Origin of the sequence: Salinicola salarius, from assembly GCF_002179555.1 — a bacterium.
Taxonomy (GTDB): Bacteria; Pseudomonadota; Gammaproteobacteria; order Pseudomonadales; family Halomonadaceae; genus Salinicola; species Salinicola salarius_A.
In genome coordinates this window covers 1-5,883 of the sequence record NZ_NHOU01000064.1, presented here as the reverse complement: position 1 = coordinate 5,883, position 5,883 = coordinate 1, and the positions used below count along the sequence as shown (strand labels likewise).

The 5,883-nt window shown below is 39.9% G+C and carries 5 protein-coding genes; 1 reads left to right on the top strand and 4 read right to left on the bottom strand.

Going from position 1 to position 5,883, the window contains the following annotated elements:
- Positions 1–385: 385 nt before the first annotated feature.
- From CCD76_RS18680 to argG, 4 genes are all read right to left on the bottom strand, one after another.
- A complete protein-coding gene (locus tag CCD76_RS18680) occupies positions 386–1,027 on the bottom strand; it encodes a LysE/ArgO family amino acid transporter (RefSeq protein ID WP_087721018.1) in 642 nt (213 codons plus the stop codon).
- A gap of 91 nt (positions 1,028–1,118) precedes the next feature.
- Complete coding sequence (gene argH, locus CCD76_RS18675) at positions 1,119–2,585, bottom strand: argininosuccinate lyase (RefSeq protein WP_087721017.1); 1,467 nt, start codon at positions 2,583–2,585, stop codon at positions 1,119–1,121.
- A 25-nt stretch (positions 2,586–2,610) separates the two neighbouring features.
- Positions 2,611–3,144: a formyltransferase family protein gene (locus tag CCD76_RS18670; protein WP_087721016.1), complete on the bottom strand. Its 534-nt coding sequence runs from the start codon at positions 3,142–3,144 to the stop codon at positions 2,611–2,613.
- A complete protein-coding gene (gene argG, locus CCD76_RS18665; RefSeq protein WP_087721015.1) occupies positions 3,131–4,381 on the bottom strand; it encodes an argininosuccinate synthase in 1,251 nt (416 codons plus the stop codon). Before argG ends, CCD76_RS18670 begins: the two co-directional genes overlap by 14 nt.
- A 162-nt stretch (positions 4,382–4,543) precedes the next feature.
- Here argG and argP point away from each other — a divergent pair, with 162 nt between their 5' ends.
- Positions 4,544–5,434, top strand: coding sequence for an HTH-type transcriptional regulator ArgP (argP, locus tag CCD76_RS18660; RefSeq protein ID WP_179208969.1), 891 nt, complete (start codon positions 4,544–4,546; stop codon positions 5,432–5,434).
- Positions 5,435–5,883 lie beyond the last annotated feature (449 nt).

Here is a 5,883-nt window from a genome sequence, read left to right as displayed (position 1 = left end):
CGATCCACCGCCGCGGGCCCTGGCCCGCGGCAGTCTTGAGTCCGGAATCCGTCAGGCCTTCAGTGACTATCGCGCGGCTCCCGACTAGATGAGCCACTTCCATAGCCTCCAGGTCGGGGGCGGTGACGGTGAATGCTCCCGAAGGCGAGAGTAGATGCGACGACAAATGTTTGAGTACATTGATTGGGTTACAATCGGCAGCGCCGGCACAGCAGTATTGGAATGATTAATCCGGAAGCCTTCGATGCCCAAATGATTGCTTAAGTTCCACCGCTGCTGGGCAAGAGCATTAAGGAGAAAAGTCATTAAACATCCGCGATGACAAGTTGGCTGCCAGCTTCAGGGCCATGGTACGTCTCCAAAATTAACCTTTAGCGCAGGCGATTCAGAAATAATATAGACCGTAGGCTACGAACAACATGCCGATAGCAACAAGTGTGTCAAATGCCCGCCTAAACTTGTCGACTTTAAACAGATTGGATAATTTCAGGCCGGCATACGCTGTTAGCAAAAACCAGAAATAAGAAGCAGCACTTGAGCCCAACACAAAAGGTATCTTGCCTACTCCGGGTATTCTTGATCCTACATTTCCTAGGATCAATATAGTATCGATATAGGCATGAGGGTTTAAGAGTGAAAAAGTAAGAGAAAGAACTATTATCTTATAAAAGGAGTTTTCGGAGTGATTGCGTGAAATCAGACCTTTGCTGTCGTCGTGAATCTTCTTTTTGTTCTCAACTCCCTTTGCTGCAGACAGTAAGTTTATTAAAGAATAGTAAAGTAAAAAGCCAATACCAATCCACTTAATGATTTCAAACCACATTGACTCAGAATCAATCAAGGAAGATAAAATATAGGTGCCAGAAGCAATAAGGAGTGCATCGCAACTAGCACATAGAACAGCTGCAAAATATGGGCGACCATTCTGCAAGGACTCTTTGATGATGAAAATATTCTGAGGGCCAATGGCTAGTATAATTCCTAGTCCCATTAAAAAGGCCGAAAAGAAAATAGATATATAGTACACTTGCCCCTCATCATGATAAGGTACGGGCCTTGACAACCCTGGCAGGGTTTAAAAGCCAGGGCCCTTGTTATAGGCATAGCCAAACTATTGGTTAGAGATTTTTTTGTAGAAGCTTGGCCTCACAGATTTTAATATTCTCAAGCTTTGAAACAGTAAAGCTCTTTGTGTCAGCTAGTTGTCTTGATAGATTGTCAATCATTGCTAAGACGCTTTTAGGAGAAGTAGATCCAACGCTGATTTGCTTTTTAACTACTTCCAGTGGATCTGTTAAATTCGAAAGCTTTTCTTTTGATATGAAGATGTCGAACTTGCTTAAGAATTGGTTAACTTCACTGTGTGACCTCAAGTCTAGCCCATGTTTCATCAAGTAATTTGTTAGCTCGCCGGTTATTCTATGAGATCTTCTAAATGGAATGTCTTTCTCTTTAGTTAGCCAGTTGGCAAGCTCTGTAATAGTGGTGAAATTCTTCCAGCTCATCTCAGATGCCCTCTTGGAATTATATTTGGAAGTCAGTACATGCTGGTGCAAAATATTAATTGTACTTCGTACAGTATCAATTGCATCCCAAAGCATGGGTTTGTCTTCTTGTAAATCGCAATTATACCCTAGGCTTACCCCTTTAATCGTTGTCAATATTTGAATTAAAGCGCCATAAACACGTCCTACCTTGCCTTTTGCTAGTTCTGCAACCACAGGGTTTTTCTTTTGTGGCATTATTGAACTGCCGGTTGAAAAAGAATCATCAATATCCAATAAGCCATATTCGAAAGAATTCCATGTCACTATTTCTTCTGACAATTTTGAAAGATTGGACATGATAGTCGCTAGGCTACTGATAGTTTCGATCACAAAGTCTCGAGAACTAGTTGCATCCAAGGCATTTTCTATAAGGCCGTCAAAAGCTAAAAGGGATTTAGAGTAAAGCCGGTCAATATTAAAAGACGTTCCTGCTAGTGCACAAGCTCCCAAAACGCTTTGATTGACCGAATTGAATGTGTTTTCTAACCGTTTACAATCTCTAGTGAATATGCTGGCGTAAGCTGTATACCAATATGCAACTGTAATAGGCTGAGCTGGCTGTACATGTGTATAACCGATAGCCAATGATTCTGTATTTCGTGAAGCAAGTTCTAATAGGGAAGAAGAAAATGACTCCAACAACTCTTTAATATCTAAAATGGCTTGCCTGAGGTATAAGCGTGTATCAGTTACAACTTGATCATTTCTTGATCGGGCCGTGTGTATCCTACCACCAATATCTTCACCTATAAGATTGATTACCATTTTTTCGATATTCAGATGTACGTCTTCATCCTCTACGTTTAAGGTTAGATTATTGTTTTCGTTTTCTCGATATAAAGCAATTAATGCATTTGATATTTTGCCAGCAGTGTGTGTCGACAATATTTTGCATTTTTCCAACATTTTTATATGAGCTAAAGAACCCAAAATATCATACTTTATTAAGCGTTGATCTGTTTCTGTTGTGGCTGTATATTTCAGCACTTCGTCATTAATTCCTTTGTTAAATCTACCAGCCCAGAGTTTAGTCGACATAATAAATTCTCCAACTAGAAATTTTTCATTCGATCATGTCTTTCGTATACAATTTGCTGCTCCACTGATCAGAACTTTCAGGTAAAGACCTATTATTAGTTATTAGGCTAAATACCGTGTAAAGCTGCGTTAACGCATAGGCTCCAGTTTTTTCGCATAAACTTTTTTCTGTTTCTTTTTTAGCTATAGGGAAGTAGTTTACATTTATTATTTTTCCGTGGTCGATTTTTTCATCCATATGATGGCAGGTGCACCCGAAGTGCTCATCGCCATTAAGTAAGGCATACCTATAGCCACCTAATCCTCTATAGTAAGGTGGAGCAGGATGGAAGTTTATCGCTCCTCTGTTGGCTTGATTTAGGAAATGCTTCGATAATATCAGATCTGATTTAAAGGATATAATCCAATCACCCCTCCATTCATTTATATTAAAGCTTTTGGGTAGATGTCTTTCCCAGAATACCGCAGTTAATTCTTGTGAGAAGGATGACAGGTACTGGTATGCTTTTTTTGACCATACGGAGGTGTCAGCAATTAATAACAATTTATTGCTCATCATTATGGCTCCCAAAAGTTCTAGCTTTAGAAGCGTTTCTTACACTAAGAGTGTAAATGTTTAGCAGGCCTTCAGAATCAGTGTGGTTAAAGCTGCCTTCATTTTCCATTGATCCATCAAGTGTATAAATTGAATGAATCACATCTTCGCAGCTCACATAACTAATATTACCCTTATAAAGATTGACTTCGATGGTGCCAGATACCAGCTGTGTAACTGGGCATATAGCATTTTTCAACATTACGGAGCCAAGATCGTCCCAGTACCCTTGGTAAAGGCGGTTTCCCAGCTCTTTAGAAAAATCCGTAAAAATATCTAACGTAAATTTATCCAGAATCTGCTGAAGTAAACTTTGATAGCATTCTCCTAAGATTGTCATAGCTGGAGATTCATACACGCCTCTTGATTTAATGCCAGTGATTCTATTTTCAATGACATTTACAGCAATACCAATGCCGTGCCTGCCTCCTATGGTGTTTAGAGTTTTATATAATGTGATCTTGTCTATGGTTGTGTTGTTCAATTTTACTGGGACGCCTTTACGAAAGGCAAGCCTGATATTTTCACCTTGTTCGTTAGCGTCAATAGGCCATTGCCCTAACTCAGGTGAAACAAAGTTCATTGGTGTGGTTAAGTTTTCTAGTTTTCCACCTTCATGCGTTAGCCCAAGTAGGTTGGAATCTGTAGAATATGGTTTGTCCTGCGAGGCTTTTATAGGCAGGTTGTGATTTAAACAATAATCAATCATTTGCCTTCTACCTTTGAATTTTTGTAGGAATTCTTCATCTCTCCATGCAGCATAGAATTTAAGCTGTGGATCAATCATTGATGCTATCAATTGGAACCGAATCTGATCGTTGCCTCTCCCCGTTGCGCCGTGACTAAAAATATCGATACCATAATTTTTTAATTCTTTGACAATTCCTTTTGTAATAACCTGTCTGGCAGCTCCGGTTAAATTCCAGTATCCATATTCATACTTGGCATTGTTCTGAATTACTTCAATTCCCGCTTCCGCAATTTTTTCTTTTAGATCTATTGAGACGAAATCTTCAGCCCCAGAAGCTAGCATCCTTTTTCGAATATCGTTGAAATTCTCTTCATCAGGCTGTCCTAAATCTGCACAAAAACAAACTACTTTAACTCCTTTGGATGCCAGCCAATACGTTATTGTACAACTGTCAAGCCCACCGGAAGCAGCAAAACCAATTCTATTCCCCTTAAGTTCTGAAGCGTTCATGAGTTTCTCCTTTGCTAGTAAAGCATGTGGATAGTGATTGTGACGTTAAGGCAGGAAAAAAAATTCGTAAAGGCTTTGAAGTTTATTTCATTAGGGTTTAGCAGTACTTAAAATGATGCTATAATTGGTTGATTATCCTGCAATTTAGCTCTTACAATGCCTATGTTTGATCCCAAAAAGACCGAAGCTTTAATGGAAGTCGTCTCAACTGGATCGTTTGAGGCGGCAGCAAAGCGGCTGAATGTTACAACTTCAGCTGTATCTCAACGCATACGATCTTTGGAAGCCAAGATGGGTAGATCGTTATTAATACGTTCTCGCCCATGTAGACCAACAGATGCTGGCGCAAAACTGATAAGCCATTTTAATAAGAAGAATGCAATGGATAAGGAGTTTTTGAAAAATTTCTTACAAGGAGCCAATGAGAGACTGAGAATATCCATTGCTGTTAATAATGATTCTTTATCAAACTGGTTGCTTTCTGTGATCGCAGAGTTTGTTTATAAAAAAGACATCCTTGTCAGCTTGATAATAGATGACCAAGACTATACTCTTGGCTCCCTTGAATCTGGCTTGGCTTCGTTAGCTGTTTCATCCAAACAAGATAGCATTAGTGGATGCACCTCAACTTATCTTGGTTGTTTGCAGTATAGGTTGGCATGTTCTGGGGTTTTTTTTGAAAAATTTTTTAAACATGGTGTTAATGTACAAAGCCTTAAAAAAGCACCTTTATTGATCTTTGGTATTAAGGATAGGCTTCAGTCTGACTTTCTTTTCTCACAGCTTGGGCTGCTACAAGAGGCATGTGATTGTCATTATATCCCTTCCTCAGAGGCTTATTATGAGTCTATTTTATATGGTGTTGGGTATGGAATGGTTCCTGAGCCAAAATATAGAAAGTATTATCCGCGGGGTGAATTGGTAGATTTGTGTCCTGGGGAAACCAGTGATATTCCGTTGTATCTTCATGCTTGGAAATCACAGATTGAGTTACATGAAGAGCTGTGTTCTGCTATTGTTCAAGCTTCTCATGATATCCTCAAGAAGATTTAGCTGTTAATCTCTTCTAAAAGTTTCTCTTTAATTATGATTTGAATCCGTTAAGCCTGTTGGTCTGTGGTTAAAAGTCAGCTTTGGGCTAATGCTGGTTATTGGGCTATATCTAATGTTAATTGGGTTTTGATCTGAAAATAAGTTATCACTCGGCGTTCGATGTGCCGGAACAGAATTATCGTTCCTAAGCCAAGACCCTGGTTCTTGATCACATTCGATATACTTGAATACTTGTCGTCGCATCTGCTCTTGTGTTCGGAAGCGTTCATCGTGCACCACCTCAACCTTGGGGGCTATGGAAGAAGCTCTTGAATCAGGCATTATCGTAGCTGTTTACCTTGTCGCTCATCCTGTAGATAAGATTGTGTTGGCAAGCCGGCAGCATAAAGTAGGAGGCTAGGGCGCGGTGCTTAGGGCCCAGCAGTGGGTACAGACGGTCGGCGACTCGG

Coding starts and splice junctions, on each gene's coding strand:
- argH (WP_087721017.1), bottom strand. CDS start 2,585: ATGTCGACTAAACTCTGGGCTGGTAGATTTAACAAAGGAATTAATGAC.
- CCD76_RS18670 (WP_087721016.1), bottom strand. CDS start 3,144: ATGATGAGCAATAAATTGTTATTAATTGCTGACACCTCCGTATGGTCA.
- argG (WP_087721015.1), bottom strand. CDS start 4,381: ATGAACGCTTCAGAACTTAAGGGGAATAGAATTGGTTTTGCTGCTTCC.
- argP (WP_179208969.1), top strand. CDS start 4,544: ATGTTTGATCCCAAAAAGACCGAAGCTTTAATGGAAGTCGTCTCAACT.